The following is a 16,824-nucleotide window of genomic DNA, read 5'->3' on the forward strand; positions in this document are numbered from 1 at the left end:
TGCAGTAGCCTGACGCACTGACCCGAGGGAGGTGACCGCCGTGGCACAGGCCAACAAGAAGCCGGCCAAGAAGCAGGACGACGGGCGCAAGCTCATCGCGAGCAACCGCAAGGCTCGTCATGACTACCTCATCGAGGACACCTTCGAGGCGGGGCTGGTCCTCATGGGCACCGAGGTCAAGGCCCTGCGCATGGGGCGGGCCTCGCTCGTCGACGGATGGGCGAGCTTCTCGGGGGACGAGCTGTGGCTCGAGGGCGTCCACATCCCCGAGTACATCTCCGGGACGTGGACCAACCACACCCCGCGCCGCCGCCGCAAGCTCCTGCTCAACCGCAAGGAGCTCGACCGCATCGCCCACAAGACGCGCGAGAGCGGCCACACGATCGTCCCGCTCCAGCTGTACTTCAAGGACGGCCGGGCCAAGGTCGAGATCGCCATCGCCAAGGGCAAGAAGGAGTACGACAAGCGCCACGCGTTGCGTGAGCGCCAGGACCGTCGTGAGGCCGAGCGCGCGCTCGGCGCGAGGGGGTAGCCTGGTGCCGCGTCGTCTGCGCGTGTGGTTGGCGTGCCTCGCGGCACTCTTCGCCGTCCTGCTCCCGGCCGGCACGGCGCTCGCGGCGCCCCCCGGACCGACGTCCCTCGTCGGCTTCGTGCCCATGGACGACGACGCGGTCGGCTTCGCCGTCTCGTATGCCGTCCAGCGCGACGGCTCGATGGACGTCACCCAGCGCATCCGCTGGGCCTTCCCCGAGGGGGAGGAGCGCCACGGCATCTTCCGCACCATCCAGGTCCGCGCCGGCTACCAGGAGTCGACGACGCAGTACCGCCACTACGAGCTGTCCGACGTGGAGGTGTCGTCGCCGACGGGGGCGCCGACGGACGTCGAGATCTCCGACTTCGGGGCGTACGAGCAGGTGCGCATCGGCAACGGCGACGAGACGGTCTCGGGCGTGCATGAGTACGTCCTCAGCTACACCCTCGGGAACGTCGTCAACGACATCGGTGACGGCACGGCCGAGCTCTACTACAACCACATCGACCCCTCCAACGAGTACGTCTACCGCGAGGTGACGGCAGAGGTCACCGGGCCCGGGCCCGCCACCCGGGTGGCCTGCTACTACGGCGCACTCCGCGAGGACACGGCCTGCACCGGCACCGCCGGCGCGACGTCGACCTTCACCATCCCGGACATCAACCCGGGGCAGGGCGCGACCCTCGTCGTCTCGTGGCCGCGCACGGCGTTCGGCGACCTCACCCCCGACCTGCGCGAGACCGGCTCGGACGGCAGCTACGGCGGCGGCTACGACCCCGGACCCTCGCTCTCGGACGCGCAGCAGAAGTACGTCGGCGCGGCCCTGGTCGGTGGCGGCGTCCTCGTCCCGCTCCTCGCCGCGGGACTCATGGGCGTCCTCGTCTGGACCCGCGGTCGCGACGAGGTCTACGCCGGGCTCACCCCGGGGCTGACGCCGGGCGCCGGAGAGACGGCGCCGGTCGTGCGAGGGAGCGCGCCGACCGTGGCCGTGCAGTTCACGCCCCCGGCGGGGGTCCAGCCCGGGCTCGTCGGAACGGTCATGGACGAGAAGGCCGACGTCGTCGACGTCACCGCCACGCTCATCGACCTCGCGGTCCGCGGCCACCTCACGATCACCAACGAGGAGCGGGGCCGCTTCCGCAGTGACGACTGGCTGCTGCAGCTGACGACGCCTCCCGCGGGCGCCGCGGCCCTCGCCCCCTATGAGCAGCGCCTCCTCGACGGCATCTTCGCCTCGGGCACGACCAACCGCCTGTCCTCGCTCAAGAACACGTTCGCGGGGACCCTCAAGCAGGTCCAGAGCATGATGTACACCGAGGCGGTCCAGCGGCACTGGTTCCGCCGCTCACCCGACGCCCAGCGGGCCGCGTGGAGCGGTCTGGGGATCCTGCTGCTCGTCCTCGGCGGGCTGTCGCTGTTCTTCCTCCCCGGCGCGCTCGAAGGGCTCGGCGGCGGTCGGCTGGTGGCCCTGGGCTTCGTCTTCGGCGGCGGCCTCATCGTCGCCGGTCTCATCGTGCAGGTCCTCGGGCGGCGCATGGCCTCACGCACCGCCGAGGGAAGCGCCGTGCTCGCGCAGGCCCGGGGCTTCGAGCGCTACATCGCGACGGCCGAGGCCAACCAGATCCGGTGGGAGGAGGCCCAGGACGTCTTCAGCGCATTCCTCCCGTACGCCATCGTCTTCGGGCTCGCGGACCGCTGGGCCGGGGTGTTCGAGGAGGTCGCCGGCGCAGCCGCCGCTGCCGGTCACGTCATCGCGGCGCCCACGTGGTACGCGGGACCGATCACGGGCTGGAACTTCGGCCACGTCGCCTCGAGCATGGAGTCCTTCTCGACGCAGGCCGCCGGCACCTTCGTCTCGACGCCCGGGTCCTCGGGCGGCTCCGGCCTCGGTGGCGGCGGCTTCTCGGGTGGTGGCGGGTTCTCCGGTGGTGGCGGCGGGGGAGGCGGCGGCGGGTCCTGGTAGCCCTCCCACTGTGCGCGTGCGGTCGTCGTGCACGTCGCGACACACGCTCAGTTGCTCCTTCGTCGCAAACGCGTGCATCGCGACACCCACGACTCGTCCCGAGTGGCGGGGCGGCGTCGATCCATGATCGTCTGGAGGCATGGCCAAGAAGATCGCATTCCTCACCGCACCCGAAGGCATCGAGCGGGTCGAGCTCACCGACCCCTGGGACTCCGTCACCGACGCCGGGCACTCCGCCACGCTGCTGAGCACGAAGTCCGGCACGGTCCAGACCTTCGACCACCTCGACAAGGCCGAGACCCGCCCGGTCGACGGCCTCGTCAAGGACGCGTCGGTCGACGACTACGACGCCCTGGTCCTCCCCGGCGGTGTCGCCAACCCCGACACCCTGCGCATGGACGAGGACGCCGTGGCGTTCGTCAGGGCGTTCGTCGACTCCGGCAAGCCGGTCGCGGCGATCTGCCACGCGCCGTGGACGCTCATCGAGGCGGGCGTCGTCGAGGGCCGGACGCTCGCGTCGTGGCCCAGCCTGCAGACCGACCTGCGCAACGCCGGGGCGACGTGGAAGGACGAGGAGGTCGTCGTCGACGACAACCTCATCACCAGCCGCAACCCCGACGACATCCCCGCCTTCACCAAAGCACTCCTCGACGCCCTCGGCGGGACCGACTGACCCAGCCACCCGGCATACCTTTTCCGCCTCATCACGGAAGCTGACCCTTCCCCCCGGAACATTTCCCGGGGGAAGGGTCACGTTCCGTGATCAGGCGCGAAAGGGCCGGGGATGTCGGGCGGCTCGCGGGTGCATGACGAAGGCCGGTCACCCCCTCGCGGGGGTGACCGGCCTTCGGGGTGGTCGGCGCGTCAGTTCTTGAACGCGTCCTTGACCTTCTCGCCGGCCTGCTTGAGGTCGGCCTTCGACTGGTCCGTGCGCCCCTCCGCCTCGAGACGCTCGTCGTCGGTCGCCTTGCCGGTGGCCTCCTTGGCCTTGCCCGAGGCGTCCTCGCTCATGTTGTCGATCTTGTCTCCGATACCCATGGTCTGTCTCCTTGGTCGTGCGGAAAGGGATCTGCACCCTCGAGGCGCCGCGTCTTGACGCACGGATGCCCTGTCAGGTTAACCCTTGAGGACGAGCAAAAGGTCGCCGCCTTCGACCTGTTGGTGACCGCCGATGATCGCCAGGCGCTCGACCGTGCCCGCGCTCGGTGCGGTGATGTTGGCCTCCATCTTCATCGCCTCGATGGTGGCCACCACGTCACCGGCCGCGACCGTGTCGCCCTCGGCGACCGCAGGGGTGACGACACCGGCGAAGGGTGCGGGCACGTGGCTCGCGTTGCCCGGCTCGGCCTTCTCCGCCGCCTTGACGTCCACGGTGATCGAGCTGTCTCGCACGGTGATCGGGCGGAACTGCCCGTTGAGGGTGCACATGACGGTGCGCATGCCCTTGGCGTCGGCGTCGCCGATCGAGGAGACACCGAGCAGCAGCCGCTTGCCGGCCTCGATCTCGACCTCGTACTCGCGACCCTGGTCCAGCCCGTGGAGGAACTCGACGGTGCCGAGGACGGACAGGTCGCCGTAGCGCTCGGTCGACAAGAGATAGTCCTTCGTCGGGCCGGGGAAGAGCAGCTCGTTGAGCGTGGCGCGCGGGTGCTCGGCGAGTGCCGCCTCCTGCGCGGGGTTCAGCTCGGTGTCGCGAGGTGTGCCGTGGCGGCCCTGCAGGGCCTTGGTCCGGAACGGCTCCGGCCAGCCGCCCGGGGGGTCGCCGAGCTCGCCCTCGAGGAAGCCGATGACCGACGCCGGGATGTCGAACTTCGTCGGGTTCTCCTCGAACTCCGCCGGGTCGGCGCCCGCTCCGACGAGCGCGAGCGCGAGGTCGCCGACCACCTTGCTGCTCGGGGTGACCTTGACGATGTTGCCGAGGATGCGGTTCGCCGCGGCATACATGTCCTCGATGTCCTCGAAGCGGTCGCCGAGGCCGAGGGCGATGGCCTGCTGGCGCAGGTTGGACAGCTGCCCACCCGGGATCTCGTGGAAGTAGACCCGGCCCGTGGGGGAGGGCAGGCCGCTCTCGAAGGGGGCGTAGAGCTGACGGACCGCCTCCCAGTAGGGCTCGAGCGCGAAGACGTGGTCGATGTCGAGCCCGGTGGCCCGCTCGGTGTCGTCGGTCGCGGCCACGAGGGCGGAGAGCGACGGCTGGCTCGTCGTGCCGGCCATGGCGGAGCAGGCCGCGTCGACCGCGTCCACCCCGGCGTCGATGGCGGCGAGGAGGGTGCCGATCTGCCCGCCCGCGGTGTCGTGGGTGTGCAGGTGCACCGGGAGGTCGAAGCGCTCACGGAGCGCGGTGACAAGAGTGCGTGCCGCCGGGGCGCGCAGGAGCCCGGCCATGTCCTTGATGGCGAGCACGTGCGCCCCGGTGCCGACGATCTCCTCCGCGAGCCGGAGGTAGTAGTCGAGCGTGTACAGCGTCTCCGCCGGGTCGCTGAGGTTGCCGGTGTAGCAGAGCGCCACCTCGGCGACCGCGGTGCCGGTCTCCAGCACCGCCTCGACGGCGGGACGCATCTGGCCCACGTCGTTGAGCGAGTCGAAGATGCGGAAGATGTCGAGCCCGGTGCGCGCGGCCTCGTGGACGAACGCGCCGGTGACCTTCGTCGGGTAGGGCGTGTAGCCGACGGTGTTGCGGCCCCGGAGCAGCATCTGGAGCGGGATGTTGGGCATGGCGTCCCGCAGCAACGAGAGGCGCTCCCACGGGTCCTCGCTGAGGAAGCGCAGGGCGACGTCGTAGGTCGCGCCGCCCCAGGCCTCCATCGAGAGCAGCTCGGGGGTGAGGTGCGAGACGTGCCCGGCGACGTGGAGCAGGTCGCGGGTGCGCATCCTCGTGGCGAGCAGCGACTGGTGGGCGTCGCGGAAGGTCGTGTCGGTCACGGCGACGGACGTCCGCTGGCGCAGCTGGCGGGCGAACTCCGCGGGGCCGACGCGCTGGAGGAGGTCCCGTGAGCCCGGCGGCACGGAGGCACCAGGGTCGAGGGCGGGGAGCTTGGCGCGCGGCCGGACGTGCGTGCGGGCCGCGCCGTGGGGCTGGTTGACGGTGACGTCGGCCAGGTAGGTGAGCAGCTTGGTGCCGCGGTCGGCGGGGGTGCGCCTGGTCAGCAGCTCGGGGCGCTCGTCGATGAACGACGTCGTCGCCTCGCCGGCCTGGAAGACGGGGTCGGCGAGCACACCCTCGAGGAAGCGGATGTTGGTGGAGACACCACGGATCCGGAACTCCGCCAGGGCCCGTCGCGCCCGGCGCACCGCCATGGGGAAGCTGCGGCCGCGGCAGGTGAGCTTGACGAGCATCGAGTCGAAGTGGGGGGAGACCCGAGCCCCGACGAACACCGTGCCACCGTCGAGCCGCACGCCGCCACCACCGGCGGAGCGGTAGACCGTGATCGTGCCGGCGTCGGGACGGAAGCCGTTGGCCGGATCCTCGGTGGTGATGCGGCACTGGAGCGCGGCTCCGCGCAGGACGATGTCCTCCTGGCGCAGCTCGAGCTCCTCGAAGGTGTCGCCGGAGGCGATCCGCAGCTGCGAGACGACGAGGTCGACGTCGGTGACCTCCTCGGTGACGGTGTGCTCGACCTGGATGCGGGGGTTCATCTCGATGAAGACGTAGCGCCCGTCCTTGCCGAGCAGGAACTCGACCGTGCCAGCGTTGACGTAGCCGATCTCCCGCGCGAAGCGCACGGCGTCGGCGCACATCCGGTCACGCAGCTCGGGGTCGAGGTTGGGCGCCGGGGCGATCTCGACGACCTTCTGATGGCGGCGCTGGACCGAGCAGTCGCGCTCGTAGAGGTGGAGCACCCCCTGCTCTCCCTCGGTCCCGTCGCTGAGGATCTGGACCTCGATGTGCCGCGGGTCGACGACGGCTTCCTCGATGTAGAGCGTGGGGTCGCCGAAGGCCGCGTCGGCCTCGCGCTGCGCCGCCTCGAGCGCGTCGCGCAGCGTCGAGGGGTCGTTGACCCGGCGCATGCCGCGGCCCCCGCCACCCGAGACGGCCTTGACGAAGACGGGGAAGCCGATCTCACCGGCCGCCGCCTCGAGGGCGTCGAGGTCGGTGCCCGCCTCCGAGCCGCGCAGCGTCGGCAGGCCGGCCTCCTTGGCGGCCGCGATGGCCTTGGACTTGTTGCCGGTGAGGTGCAGCACCCGCGGGGGAGGGCCGATGAACGTGATCCCGTGGGCGGCGCACTCCTCGGCCAGCAGCGGGTTCTCGGAGAGGAAGCCGTAGCCCGGGTAGATCGCATCGGCGCCGCACTCGACGGCGACGCGCACGATGTTCTCGTGGTCGAGGTACGCCCGGACCGGGTGTCCCTCCTCGCCGATCTGGTACGACTCGTCGGCCTTGAGCCGGTGCTCGGAGTTGCGGTCCTCGTGCGGGAAGACGGCGACGGTCTTGGCGCCCAGCTCGGTGGCGGCACGGAACGCCCGGACGGCGATCTCCCCACGGTTGGCGACGAGGACCTTGCGGAACACGGCATACCTCCAGGCAGGAGTACGGACGGTCGCCGCGATCCTAGTGACCCCTCTCACGCACCGAGACGGACTGACCGCAGTCCGGACCTTGCGGGCTCGTGGAGTCGCCGAGGGACAGGCGCCGAGGCGTGGGAGCATCGAGGGGTGTGCAGCTACTGCGGGTGCCAGGCGATCGAGATCCTCGGCCGGTTCACGGCCGAGCACGAGGACATCGTCAACGCGCTGGGCGACCTGCGCCGCACGGTCGCCTCGATGGACGACGCCGCGGTCGAGGTCAGCGCGCGGACCCTCGCCGGCCTGCTGGACCCGCACACCGCCAGCGAGGAGCGTTCCCTGTTCACCGAGCTGCGCCGGGACGGTGAGTTCACCGACGAGGTGGACCAGCTGTGCGGTGAGCACGACGGGCTGGGGGATCAGCTGACGGCGATCGCCTCCGGCCGGCACGAGCTGATGCCGGAGTTCGAGGTGGCGCTGCGCCGGCACATCGACCGGGAGGAGAACGGTCTCTTCCCGGCCGCGGCCATCGCCCTCGACGGCGAGGCGTGGGACCGGGTCCACGCGGTCGGGTGACCTCGGCCGCGGACTCCGGGCCGCACTAGCCTGCCGCGGCGTCCTCGAGGATGTCGGGAGCGTGCTGCACCATCCACACCATGAGCGGCTGCAGCAGGGCCCCGAGCTCGACGCCCCGTGCGGTGAGCGAGTACTCGACGTGAGGCGGGACCACCGGCCGTGCGTCGCGGTGCACGAACCCGTCCGCGACCAGCGTCCGCAGCGTCTGGGCCAGCATCTTCTCGCTGACCCCCTCGGCCCGCCGGCGCAGCTGGCTCCAGCGCACCGGCTCGCCGTCGGCCAGGGCCAACAGCACGAGCAGCCCCCACTTGCTCATCACGTGGTCGAGGACGGTGCGGCTCGGGCAGCCCGCGGCGAAGACGCCGTCCGGGAAGTACTCGCGCAAGGGGGTGCTCACTGACATGCCAGTACCTTACCTGAAAGTGGGTACTAACTGAGGGGAAGTATGCCGGCGTGCGGCTTGTTGACCGGGTGTCACTGCTCGTCCGTCCCCTCGAAAGGCCCCTCCCATGACCACGATCCTCGTGACCGGTGCGACCGGCCAGCTCGGCCGCCTCGCCATCGACGCCCTCCTCGCCCGCGGCGTCGCCGCCATCGACGTCGTCGCCCTCGTCCGTGACGCCGGCCGGGCGGGCGACCTCGCCGAGCGCGGCGTGACCGTCCGCACGGGCACCTTCGACGACCCGGCCTCCCTCGATGCGGCGCTCGCCGGTGTCGACCGCCTCCTGTTCATCTCCGGCAGCGAGGTGGGCCGCCGGGTCGAGCAGCACCAGAACGTCGTCGACGCCGCGGTCCGCGCCGGGGTCGAGCTCGTCGCCTACACGAGCATCGTGCGTGCCGACACCTCCCCGCTCGCCCTCGCCGACGAGCACCGGGCCACGGAGGAGGCGCTGGCCGCATCGGGTCTGCCCACCGTGCTGCTGCGCAACTCCTGGTACGTCGAGAACTACACCGCGCAGGTGCCCGTGCAGCTCGAGCACGCCGCGGTGCTCGGCGCCGCGGGGGAGGGGCGGGTGAGCGCTGCGACCCGCGCCGACCTCGCCGAGGCCGCTGCCGTCGTCGTGACCGGGGACGGCCACGCCGGGCAGGTCTACGAGCTCGGTGGCGACGACGCCTTCACCCTCGCGGAGTACGCGGCCGAGCTCTCCGCGCAGTCCGGGATGCCGGTGGCCTACCGCGATCTCACCGTGGCGGACTACGCCGCGGCGCTCGTCGGCGCGGGACTGCCCCAGGGCTACGCCCGGGCGCTCGCCTCCAGCGACGACGGCCTCAGGCAGGGCGCGCTGCTCGTCGAGACCGGTGACCTCTCGCGGCTTCTCGGCCGCCCGACCACCCCCTTGGCCCAGGCGGTCGCGACTGCCGTCTGACACCTCCGCCGCACCACGGGTGGGCAGGTCGAGCAATCCGGTTGGTCGCTGTCGGGACCACCCGGCATACTGGGGACACGGCCGGCGTTGTCATCGTCGGACACAACTGAACAGCGTGGGATGAGCCCCCTCACGGGGGTGATCGGTTTCGACATTGATCGGCGGATCAAGGGAAGCGGGTCGAGGATGCACGGTTATCTCGTTAACGATCCGTGCAAACCAATAGGTGCCAACTCCAAGCGCACCGACTTCGCCCTCGCCGCCTGAGCGAGCTCCGAAGTCCGTCAGCCTGAGCTCGTTCTCGTCTCAGTGTCTGGCGTCAGCTAGAGAACTTGCTGCGTCACCCTTGTCGGGGGGTGGCGCGGGACTCCAATCCGACTGGGCCTGTCAGGGAACGTGTGCGCGCGAGCCCTGGGGCCGAGAAAATCCACAGCGCACTGCACCCGGAGAAGTCTTGGTTTTCCGTCAGTGGACGCGGGTTCGATTCCCGCCACCTCCACCACCGTGGTCATCCCACCGCCCGGCACCCGGTCGGTCAGCCCTGCTGACCGCGCCGGGTGCTCGTGCGTCCGGATGTGTGACGATCTCGTATGCCGTCCGCTGCCTCCCCGCGACCCGCACCCCACGACGAGGAGCGGGTCGGCACCCGGGACCTTGCCCACTGGCCCACGGCCGCGGGCCGACTGCTGGTCCGGCTGGTCGCCCGCGCCGCCGAGGTGCTGGCCCGCCTCTTCCACTGGTCGGTCTCCAACGTGGCGCTGCTCCTCACCGCCGGTGCGGGTCTCGCATTCGTGTGGGGCCTGGCCGCCGTGACGGGGGAGGTCTACGAGGACGTCGTCGGCCGTGACGGCATCTCGGTCGTCGACCAGCCGGTGCTCGACGCCGCCGTCGCCGCCCGCACCCCCTTCCGGTCCGAGCTCGCCACCGACTTCACCGACGTCGGCGGACCGGTCGTCATGCCGATCCTCACCGTGCTCGTCGCCGGCGGCCTCGCGCTCGTGTGGCGCCGGTGGACGCCGGTGATCCTCATGGCCATCGCCAGCCTCGGGTCGCTGGCCATGACCGTGACGGGCAAGCAGCTCACCGGCCGCGCCCGACCGCCGGAGTCGCTCGCGGTGCCACCGTTCGAGTCCTCGCCGAGCTTCCCGTCGGGGCACACGCTCAACGCGACCGTCATCCTCGGGCTCACGGCATACCTGTTCGCGCTCTGGATCAACCGCAAGCGGTGGCGAGCGGTCGTCGTCCTCGTGCTCGGCCTCCTCATCGTCCTCATGGGCCTGTCGCGGGTCTTCCTCGGGCACCACTGGCTCACCGACGTCGTCGCGGGCTGGGCGGTGGGGCTTGCCTGGCTGGCCAGCGTCGTCACCGGCCACCGCGTGCAGGTCACGCTGGACCGGCACCGCCGGGGCGACGGTCAGGGACGGGCGACACCGGCGATGTCGAGGGCCCAGGCGTCGCCGTCGCGGCGGAAGCCCAGCCGCTCGTAGTAGGCGCCCACCATGGTGTCCGGGGTGCGGATCGTGCGCCAGCCGTGGCCGGCGAACAGACCGCTGTGGCGCCACACGAACTCGCCGGGCGTGAAGTCGCGGTAGCGCGCGGTGACGTAGTCGAGCTCGACCTGGCCGACGCCGTCGGAGGCATCGCGGACGACGACGACACCGACCGTCTCGTGCTCGTGGACCACGAGGTAGGCGAAGCGTGAGGCGGACTCGGTGACACCGGAGAACCCGGGGTTGAACGTGGCGATCTCGGAGCGCTCGACGTCGAGGAAGTGCTGGAAGTAGGCGTCGTCCTCCTCGACCTCGATGACACGGAAGGCGTCGGCGTCGTTCCTCTCGCGGAGCATCCTCGCGATGAACCAGAGGTTGATCGCCGCCAGGACGACGTTCATCGCCACCATCGGCCACACCTCGATGAGGGCGTTGAACACCGTGAGGATGGCGCAGGCGACGGTGTTGAGCAGGCGCAGGCGGAGGATGCGTGCTTGTAGCAGCGAGAAGACGAGCAGTGCGGACCCGAACCAGCCCAGCGCGTCGAGCCAGCTCACGCCAGCTCCCACCGGACCGTGACGGAGGTCGACACCGCGTGGGTGCCGCCCTCGACCGGCATCGACCCGGCGAAGGCGTCGGCGGCGCGGGACATCATCGGGCGCGGATGCGAGTCCTCGAGCCCGCCCTCGCGGATGGTGAGCACCGCACCGAGGGAGGCCCCGGCGAGCGTGGCGTACTGGGAGGCCCGGGCCCTCGCGTCGCCGAACGCCGCCTCGCGTGCCGCCTCGAGCGCCGACGGGCTGGGCTCCGCCCCCATCTCGACCCCGTCGACCGCGAGCGCGTCGCCGGCCGCCCCCGCGAGGGCCTGCAGGAGCGCGCCCACCCGGTTCGGGTCGCGGACCGTGAGATGAAGTGCCTGGTATGCCGTGTAGCCGACGACCGACTGCCCGTGCTGGTCGTGCCGGGGGTGGATGCCGACGTCGTCGGTCCGGCGGTCACGAGCCTCGACCCCGTGGTCAGCGGCGGCCTGGAGCGCGGCCGCCGTGCGGGAGGACGCCTGGTCGAGGGCCGCCGCGACCTCGGTGGCGTCGCACTGCACGCGGGCGCGCACGATGACGAGGTCCGGGACGACGTGGTGCGTGCCGTGGCCGGTGACTTCGACGTGCTCGGTCATGGGGGCCACTGTAGGGGCGGCCTCCGCAGGCGGGTCGATAGCGTCGAACTCGCCAGTAGCGGGTTGAATCGTGCCCATGGGCCTTCCCTCCGCCGCCAACTCCGTCACCGTCCGGCTCGTCGTCCCCGCGCGCGCCACCGCCGTCAGCGAGCTCACCGGGGTGGTCGAGCGGGCGGGTGGGGTGGTCACCGGCCTCGACGTCACCGCCTCCGGCCACGAGCGCGTGCGCGTCGACGTGACCCTGATGACCCGTGACCCGGAGCACGCCGACGAGATCGTCGAGCAGATGCGCCGCGTCGACGGCGTCGAGATCGGGCGGGTCTCGGACCGCACGTTCCTCATGCACCTCGGCGGCAAGCTCCGCATCGAGTCCAAGGTGCCGATCCGCAACCGCGACGACCTCTCGCTCATCTACACCCCCGGCGTGGCCCGGGTCTGCATGGCGATCTACGAGAACCCCGAGGACGCCCGGCGTCTGACGATCAAGCGCAACACCGTCGCCGTCGTCACCGACGGCACCGCGGTCCTCGGTCTGGGCAACATCGGGCCGCTCGCCGCGATGCCGGTGATGGAGGGCAAGGCGGCGCTGTTCAAGCGCTTCGCCGACATCGACGCCTTCCCGATCTGCCTCGACACCACCGACACCGAGGAGATCATCACCGCGGTCAAGGCGATCTCGCCGGTCTTCGCCGGCATCAACCTCGAGGACATCTCGGCTCCGCGCTGCTTCGAGATCGAGGAGCGCCTGCGCGCCGAGCTCGACATCCCCGTCTTCCACGACGACCAGCACGGCACGGCGATCGTCGCGCTCGCGGCGATGCGCAACGCCCTCGCTGTGGTCGGAAAGCGCCTCGAGGACGTCCGCCTCGTCATGAGCGGTGCCGGCGCCGCCGGCACCGCGATCCTCAAGCTGCTGCTGTATGCCGGTGCCCGCAACGTCGTCGTCGCCGACATGCACGGCGTCATCCACCTCGGCCGCGAGGACGTCGTGTCCGGGGAGCACCCGAACCACACGTGGATCGCCGAGCACACCAATCCCGAAGGGCTGTCCGGCACCCTCGTCGAGGCACTGGCCGGCTCCGACGTGTTCCTCGGCGTCTCCGCCCCGAACATCCTCTCCGGCGACGACATCGCGACGATGGCCGAGGACGCCGTCGTCTTCGCCATGGCCAACCCCACGCCGGAGGTCGACCCGGTCGAGGCCGCCAAGCACGCCACGGTCGTGGCGACCGGGAGGTCGGACTTCGCCAACCAGATCAACAACGTGCTCGTCTTTCCCGGTGTCTTCCGCGGGCTGCTCGACTCGGGCTCCAAGGTCCTCACGCCCGAGGTGCTGCTCGCCGCGGCCGACGCGCTCGCGGCGGTCGTCAAGGACGACGAGCGCAACGCCACCTACATCATCCCGAGCGTCTTCCACCCGGGAGTCGCGGAGGTCGTCGCGGCGGCGGTCGCGGCAGCCGCGACCGGCAAGCGCGTGCCCTCGGCGGAGGCCTCGGCCACCGCCGCAGCCGCCGCTGCGGCTGCGACCTCGTCCACGTCGACGCCCCTGTGACGGTGTGAGCTCCCGCTCCCGCCGCTGGGCGCTCGTCCCCGCCCTCGTGGCGGTGGTGCTCCAGCTCGTCGTCCTCTACGCCCCGTCGGGAGTGGGCTCGGGGTCGTTCCCGTACGGGGACAAGCTGGTGCACGCCGCCGTCTTCGCCCTTCCCGTGTTCTTCGCCCTGCTCGCCCGCCTGCCGGGTGCGGTCGTCGTGACCGCCGCCGCGCTACACGCTCCGGGAAGCGAGATCGTCCAGGCCCGGCTGCTGGCCGAGCGGGCCGGCGACCCGTGGGACGCCGTGGCGGACCTCGTTGGCGTCGGTCTCGGTGTCCTCGCGGCGCTCGCGGTCGGTCGTCGCGATGCCGGCCCGGACCGCGACCGCTGGTAGTCTGGATCCTTGCGTCACATCTGGCGCCTGCGTGCTGCCCGTGGATCTCGTTGACACAGAAGTCGTCGTGGAGGGCCGTCAACGCCCCTCCCAACGACTCGAAGCGAGTGCACACCCATGCCCAAGAAGACCTCCCCCGGCTCCAAGAAGCCGCGCTGGACCTCGTCGCAGAAGGCCGCGGCCCAGTCCAAGGGACCGAAGAAGCACCACCGTGGCCAGCCCGACGGCCCGTCGCGCACCAAGGCTGCGCGCTCCGAGCGCAGCCCGCGCTGGGACCGCGAGGACCGCGCCGCCCGGCCCGAGCGCGCCGAGCGCTCCGACCGTCCGGACCGCCCCGAACGCCGGGACTCCCGCGACGGCGCCGACCGCGGCGGGTACCAGCGCCGTGACGACCGCGGCTACCAGGGGCGCGACGAGCGCAGCCAGCGTCCCTCCTCCGGACCGCGACGTGAGGACCGCGGTGAGCGGCCGGCATACGGGCAGCGCCGCGACGACCGCACCGAGGGCCGCGGCGGCTACCAGGGCCGCGACAACCGCACCGACCGTCCCGAGCGCGGCGAGCGGCCGGCGTACGGGCAGCGCCGCGACGACCGCACCGAGAGCCGCGGCGGCTACCAGGGCCGCGACAACCGCACCGACCGTCCGGCCTACGGGCAGCGCCGTGACGACCGCGGCTCCTCCGCGCCCCGTCGTGACGACCGTGGTGACCGGCCGGCATACGGCGGTCCGCAGCGTGGCGAGCGGGGCGACCGTCCGGGCTACGGCGGCCCCCGCCGTGACGACCGCGGCAGCCGTCCCACCTACGGCGAGCGCCGCGACGGCCGCCCGCCCTTCCGCCGCGAGGGCGACTCGCCGGCGCGTCGGGTCGCCGACCCGGTGCGTCGCGACCGCCACGAGGGCCGCCACTACGACGAGCGCCGCCACGACCTGCCCGAGCAGCCCCGCACCTTCGAGGAGGCCGAGGCCGAGCGCGCCCAGGCCGACACGTGGGTGAAGTACGAGTCGAAGAAGTCCACCGGTCCCGCAGAGGTCACCGAGGACAACGGCTTCGCCGCCCTCGGCGTCGACGCCCGCCTCGTCGAGCGCCTCGCCCGCGACGGGATCGCCTCGCCGTTCCCCATCCAGACCGCGACGATCCCCGACGCGCTCGCGGGTCGCGACGTCCTCGGTCGCGGCCAGACCGGCTCCGGCAAGACGCTCGCGTTCGGCCTTCCGACGATCACCCGCCTCGCCGACGGCACCCGGCCGGCGAGCAAGCGCCCGCGCTCGCTCATCATGGTCCCGACCCGCGAGCTGGCGATGCAGGTGAGCGACGCCCTCGAGCCGCTCGTCCACGTCACCGGCCTGCGCCACAAGCTCGTCGCCGGTGGGCTGTCCTACGACCCGCAGGTCAAGGCGCTCGCCAAGGGCATCGACATCCTCGTCGCCACCCCGGGCCGCCTCGCCGACCTCATCGAGCGCGGCGCCGTCGAGCTCGACGACGTGCAGGTGACGATCCTCGACGAGGCCGACCACATGGCCGACATGGGCTTCCTGCCCGAGGTCACCGCGATCCTCGACAAGGTGCCCACGGGTGGGCAGCGGCTGCTCTTCTCGGCGACCCTCGACAAGGGCGTCGACACCCTCGTCGACCGCTACCTCACCGACCCGGTGACGCACTCGACCGAGGACGTCACCGCCAGCGTGACGACGATGAGCCACCACATCATGCTCATCGACCCCAACAACAAGAAGCAGCTCACCGCCGAGCTCGCCGCCCGTGACGGCCGCACGGTCGTCTTCGTGCGCACCCAGCTCGGCGCCGACCGCATCGCCCGTGAGCTGCGCGAGAAGGGCGTCCTTGCGGCGGCCATCCACGGCGGCCTCTCGCAGAACCTGCGCAACCGGGCGCTGGGCGCCTTCCGCGACGGGTCGCTTCCCGTGCTCGTCGCCACCGACGTCGCCGCCCGCGGCATCCACGTCGACGACATCGGCCTCGTGCTCCAGGCCGACCCGCCCGCGGACCACAAGGACTACCTGCACCGCGCCGGCCGCACCGCCCGCGCGGGGGAGAAGGGCACCGTCGTGACCTTCGCCCTGCCGCACCAGAAGCGCACCATGGCCCGGCTCGCCGAGCAGGCCGGTCTCGACACCGTCCCGGTGCGCGTCATCCCCGGCGACCACAACGTCGAGGCCGCCGGTGGCCGGGCGCCGTCCGGGATCCCGGTGCCCGACGAGCAGTGGCAGCCGCTGCTCGAGGCCAAGCCCCAGCGGGGTCGTCGCCCCGGTGGTCCGCCCCGCCGCTTCCAGGGTGCCTCGCGGAGCCACCAGGGCAGCCAGGGTGGCCCCCGCGGCGGGGAGCGACGCGGCTCCGGTCGGCGTGCAGAATGGAACCGTGACCGCTGACCGCACCACGGGACGGCTCCTCGTCTCCACCCCGCAGCTCGACGACGGGGTGTTCCACCGCAGCGTGATCCTGATGCTGCAGCACGGTGACGACGGCGCCCAGGGGGTCGTGCTCAACAAGCCCCTGGGTGCCGAGGTCGACGCCGTCCTGCCCGGCTGGGGTGAGCACATCGCCGTGCCGCAGACCCTCTTCCAGGGCGGCCCGGTGCAGGTCGACTCGGCGCTCGGCCTCGTCACGGTCGCGGGCGACGACGGGCTGCCGCCGGGGAGCCAGCGGCTCTTCGGGTCGGTCGCCATCATCGACCTCGACACCCCTCCGCTGCTCGTCATGCCGGAGGTGGGCGGCCTGCGGATCTTCGCCGGATATGCCGGGTGGTCCGAGGGGCAGCTCGAGAGCGAGCTGCGTCGCGGGTCCTGGTACGTCGTCGACTCCACCCCCGGGGACCTGCTCACCGCGGACCCCGCCCACCTCTGGGAGCAGGTCCTGCGCCGGCAGCGCAGCGAGCTCGCGTTCGTCGCGCTCTACCCGCCGGACCCGGAGCTCAACTGAGCGCTCGGTCGGTGTGAGACGCTGGCGGGGTGAGTGAGCCGCAGCCCCCGCAGCACGACCCCCGCACCCCGGAGCAGCAGCCGTCCGGCCCGTCGACCCAGACGGCCGTGCTCGAGCGCGAGGAGACCATCCCGCAGCTCCAGGAGCCGGGGGACCACGAGCGCTTCTCGCACTACGTGCGCAAGGAGAAGATCCTCGAGTCCGCCCTCTCCGGCGAGCCCGTCACCGCCCTGTGCGGCAAGGTCTGGATCCCCGGGCGCGACCCGGAGAAGTTTCCCGTGTGCCCGGTCTGCAAGGAGATCTACCAGGGTCTGCGGGCACCGCAGGACGGCGAGGACTGAGGCGTCGCAGGCGGCTCA

16 protein-coding genes and 1 other RNA gene are annotated in these 16,824 nt (G+C 71.9%); 12 read left to right on the forward strand and 5 right to left on the reverse strand.

The window, feature by feature from the left end:
• Window positions 1–40 precede the first annotated feature (40 nt).
• From smpB to ACOJV9_RS13140, 3 genes are all read left to right on the forward strand, one after another.
• On the forward strand, window positions 41–532 hold the full coding sequence (smpB, locus tag ACOJV9_RS13130; protein WP_420185666.1) for an SsrA-binding protein SmpB: 492 nt from the start codon (window positions 41–43) through the stop codon (window positions 530–532).
• A gap of 4 nt (window positions 533–536) precedes the next feature.
• A complete protein-coding gene (locus ACOJV9_RS13135) occupies window positions 537–2,495 on the forward strand; it encodes a DUF2207 domain-containing protein (protein ID WP_420185667.1) in 1,959 nt (652 codons plus the stop codon).
• A 139-nt stretch (window positions 2,496–2,634) separates the two neighbouring features.
• Window positions 2,635–3,168: a type 1 glutamine amidotransferase domain-containing protein gene (locus ACOJV9_RS13140; protein WP_420185668.1), complete on the forward strand. Its 534-nt coding sequence runs from the start codon at window positions 2,635–2,637 to the stop codon at window positions 3,166–3,168.
• A 191-nt stretch (window positions 3,169–3,359) separates the two neighbouring features.
• On the opposite strand, the gene ACOJV9_RS13145 is transcribed toward ACOJV9_RS13140, so the two are convergent.
• Window positions 3,360–3,533, reverse strand: a complete 174-nt coding sequence (locus tag ACOJV9_RS13145) for a CsbD family protein (RefSeq protein WP_420185669.1) — start codon at window positions 3,531–3,533, stop codon at window positions 3,360–3,362.
• Window positions 3,534–3,611: 78 nt separating this feature from the next.
• Window positions 3,612–7,004 carry a pyruvate carboxylase gene (locus ACOJV9_RS13150; RefSeq protein ID WP_420185670.1) on the reverse strand — a complete coding sequence of 1,131 codons (3,393 nt, stop codon included), beginning with the start codon at window positions 7,002–7,004 and terminating at the stop codon, window positions 3,612–3,614.
• A gap of 144 nt (window positions 7,005–7,148) precedes the next feature.
• Between ACOJV9_RS13150 and ACOJV9_RS13155 the strand changes: the two genes are divergently transcribed.
• Entirely contained in the window at window positions 7,149–7,574 is a 426-nt protein-coding gene (locus ACOJV9_RS13155; protein WP_420185671.1) for a hemerythrin domain-containing protein, read from the forward strand.
• Window positions 7,575–7,599: 25 nt separating this feature from the next.
• On the opposite strand, the gene ACOJV9_RS13160 is transcribed toward ACOJV9_RS13155, so the two are convergent.
• Window positions 7,600–7,977 (reverse strand): winged helix-turn-helix transcriptional regulator, encoded by a 378-nt coding sequence (locus ACOJV9_RS13160; protein WP_420185672.1) that lies wholly within the window; start codon window positions 7,975–7,977, stop codon window positions 7,600–7,602.
• A 106-nt stretch (window positions 7,978–8,083) separates the two neighbouring features.
• Between ACOJV9_RS13160 and ACOJV9_RS13165 the strand changes: the two genes are divergently transcribed.
• The 3 genes from ACOJV9_RS13165 to ACOJV9_RS13175 all read left to right on the forward strand — a co-directional run bounded on the left by ACOJV9_RS13165 (window position 8,084) and on the right by ACOJV9_RS13175 (window position 10,428).
• Window positions 8,084–8,941 carry an SDR family oxidoreductase gene (locus ACOJV9_RS13165; protein WP_420185673.1) on the forward strand — a complete coding sequence of 286 codons (858 nt, stop codon included), beginning with the start codon at window positions 8,084–8,086 and terminating at the stop codon, window positions 8,939–8,941.
• A 134-nt stretch (window positions 8,942–9,075) separates the two neighbouring features.
• Window positions 9,076–9,443: a transfer-messenger RNA gene (gene ssrA / locus ACOJV9_RS13170) on the forward strand.
• 88 nt (window positions 9,444–9,531) lie between these two features.
• Window positions 9,532–10,428, forward strand: a complete 897-nt coding sequence (locus ACOJV9_RS13175; RefSeq protein ID WP_420185674.1) for a phosphatase PAP2 family protein — start codon at window positions 9,532–9,534, stop codon at window positions 10,426–10,428.
• Here the strand turns inward: ACOJV9_RS13175 and ACOJV9_RS13180 are convergent.
• Together ACOJV9_RS13180 and ACOJV9_RS13185 are read right to left on the reverse strand one after the other, a co-directional pair.
• Window positions 10,356–10,988, reverse strand: a complete 633-nt coding sequence (locus tag ACOJV9_RS13180; protein WP_420185675.1) for a hypothetical protein — start codon at window positions 10,986–10,988, stop codon at window positions 10,356–10,358. The genes ACOJV9_RS13175 and ACOJV9_RS13180 overlap by 73 nt on opposite strands.
• The gene (locus ACOJV9_RS13185) at window positions 10,985–11,605 is read right to left on the reverse strand and encodes an SIMPL domain-containing protein (protein WP_420185676.1); all 621 of its coding nucleotides are present in this window, start codon (window positions 11,603–11,605) and stop codon (window positions 10,985–10,987) included. Before ACOJV9_RS13185 ends, ACOJV9_RS13180 begins: the two co-directional genes overlap by 4 nt.
• Before the next feature lie 76 nt (window positions 11,606–11,681).
• Here ACOJV9_RS13185 and ACOJV9_RS13190 point away from each other — a divergent pair, with 76 nt between their 5' ends.
• From ACOJV9_RS13190 to ACOJV9_RS13210, 5 genes are all read left to right on the forward strand, one after another.
• Window positions 11,682–13,157 carry an NAD-dependent malic enzyme gene (locus ACOJV9_RS13190; RefSeq protein WP_420185677.1) on the forward strand — a complete coding sequence of 492 codons (1,476 nt, stop codon included), beginning with the start codon at window positions 11,682–11,684 and terminating at the stop codon, window positions 13,155–13,157.
• A gap of 4 nt (window positions 13,158–13,161) precedes the next feature.
• Window positions 13,162–13,530: a VanZ family protein gene (locus ACOJV9_RS13195; RefSeq protein ID WP_420185678.1), complete on the forward strand. Its 369-nt coding sequence runs from the start codon at window positions 13,162–13,164 to the stop codon at window positions 13,528–13,530.
• A 117-nt stretch (window positions 13,531–13,647) separates the two neighbouring features.
• Window positions 13,648–15,915 carry a DEAD/DEAH box helicase gene (locus tag ACOJV9_RS13200; RefSeq protein ID WP_420185679.1) on the forward strand — a complete coding sequence of 756 codons (2,268 nt, stop codon included), beginning with the start codon at window positions 13,648–13,650 and terminating at the stop codon, window positions 15,913–15,915.
• On the forward strand, window positions 15,905–16,465 hold the full coding sequence (locus tag ACOJV9_RS13205) for a YqgE/AlgH family protein (RefSeq protein ID WP_420185680.1): 561 nt from the start codon (window positions 15,905–15,907) through the stop codon (window positions 16,463–16,465). Before ACOJV9_RS13200 ends, ACOJV9_RS13205 begins: the two co-directional genes overlap by 11 nt.
• Window positions 16,466–16,494: 29 nt before the next feature.
• Window positions 16,495–16,806: a DUF3039 domain-containing protein gene (locus ACOJV9_RS13210; RefSeq protein WP_420185681.1), complete on the forward strand. Its 312-nt coding sequence runs from the start codon at window positions 16,495–16,497 to the stop codon at window positions 16,804–16,806.
• Window positions 16,807–16,824: the final 18 nt, after the last annotated feature.

The sequence above is a fragment of the Knoellia terrae genome (genome assembly GCF_048606435.1).
In the GTDB taxonomy this organism is placed as follows: domain Bacteria; phylum Actinomycetota; class Actinomycetes; order Actinomycetales; family Dermatophilaceae; genus Knoellia; species Knoellia terrae.

Coding starts and splice junctions, on each gene's coding strand:
- ACOJV9_RS13140 (WP_420185668.1), top strand. CDS start 2,635: ATGGCCAAGAAGATCGCATTCCTCACCGCACCCGAAGGCATCGAGCGG.
- ACOJV9_RS13145 (WP_420185669.1), bottom strand. CDS start 3,533: ATGGGTATCGGAGACAAGATCGACAACATGAGCGAGGACGCCTCGGGC.
- ACOJV9_RS13160 (WP_420185672.1), bottom strand. CDS start 7,977: ATGTCAGTGAGCACCCCCTTGCGCGAGTACTTCCCGGACGGCGTCTTC.
- ACOJV9_RS13165 (WP_420185673.1), top strand. CDS start 8,084: ATGACCACGATCCTCGTGACCGGTGCGACCGGCCAGCTCGGCCGCCTC.
- ACOJV9_RS13175 (WP_420185674.1), top strand. CDS start 9,532: ATGCCGTCCGCTGCCTCCCCGCGACCCGCACCCCACGACGAGGAGCGG.
- ACOJV9_RS13185 (WP_420185676.1), bottom strand. CDS start 11,605: ATGACCGAGCACGTCGAAGTCACCGGCCACGGCACGCACCACGTCGTC.
- ACOJV9_RS13190 (WP_420185677.1), top strand. CDS start 11,682: ATGGGCCTTCCCTCCGCCGCCAACTCCGTCACCGTCCGGCTCGTCGTC.
- ACOJV9_RS13200 (WP_420185679.1), top strand. CDS start 13,648: ATGCCCAAGAAGACCTCCCCCGGCTCCAAGAAGCCGCGCTGGACCTCG.